The organism is Hyphomonas pacifica (genome assembly GCF_000682675.1).
Classification (GTDB): Bacteria; Pseudomonadota; Alphaproteobacteria; order Caulobacterales; family Hyphomonadaceae; genus Hyphomonas; species Hyphomonas pacifica.
The window spans coordinates 1-920 of sequence record NZ_AWFA01000079.1; the positions used below are offsets into that span (position 1 = coordinate 1).

Consider the following 920-nt stretch of genomic DNA (forward strand, 5'->3'; position numbering starts at 1 on the left):
TCGTGCTCGTGCCCTTCGCGCTCTGGAACAAGACCTCGTTCCTGGCTGAACGCGTCCTCGGCAACGTCGTCACGTCCGGCATCAAGCTGATGGTGCTCGCCATTGTGATCGGGATTGGATCGACGCTGTTTACCTCGATCACGGACGCCTTCGGCGGTCCCGGTGATGTGACCCTCGCTGAAGTGATGGGCACCGTTCTCGCTTCCATCGTCTTTCTCTGGATGGGCGTGTTTGCGCCCGGCATCGCCTCCGGCCTTGTGACCGGCGCGCCTCAACTTGGCGCGGGGTCTGTGGTCGGCACAACCGCCGCAGTCGGTGCAGGCGCTGTGCTGGCGACGACGGGAACAGTCGCGGCAGGCCGCGCAGCGCTCGGCGGTGTATCCGGCGCTGTTAAGGCGGGCGCGTCGATGAGCGGCGGCGCCCGCACCTCCTATGACCTTGGCCGCATGGCCTCTGGCCGGACAGGCTGGCGCGAGGCGGCAGCAGGTGTCGCAGGCGTCGCGCAGGCTGGAGGCGATACGCTCCGCCGGATGGCAGGACGGCCTTTTGCGTCGATCGGCAATGCTTATCGGCGCGGCAGCGAAGCGGCTTTTGCGGCGACGGGCGGCACCATGTCGGCCGCTTCAGGCGACGCGCCGTCTACCGGCTCTGCCAGCCCCGCCTGGGCGCAGCGCCTTCGTACAGAACAACGCCTGCAGCATGCCGGCGCGATCACGGTTCACGCCCTGAAGGATGGTGATCGCGGCATGGCGGGCGACAATCCGAAACTCCGAAACGAAGAGGACTGATGAGCATGGCCTTCCGGCGCACCTCCACCCATTACGGGCAAAGCCCGCACCCCGAAACACCCTACCAGAAGGCGGGCCAGGTCTGGGACGAACGCATCGGCTCGGCCCGCGTGCAGGCGAAGAACTGGCGGC

The 920-nt window shown here is 67.3% G+C and carries 1 protein-coding gene and 1 pseudogene; both read left to right on the forward strand.

All coding sequences use genetic code 11. The annotated features are described in order from the left end of the window. A partial coding sequence (locus tag HY2_RS15920) for a type IV secretion system protein (RefSeq protein ID WP_034829400.1) occupies positions 1 to 788 on the forward strand: 788 nt, incomplete at its 5' end. Positions 789 to 793: 5 nt separating this feature from the next. Continuing rightward, positions 794 to 920: pseudogene (locus HY2_RS15925) on the forward strand (conjugal transfer protein TrbF); the annotation flags it as partial.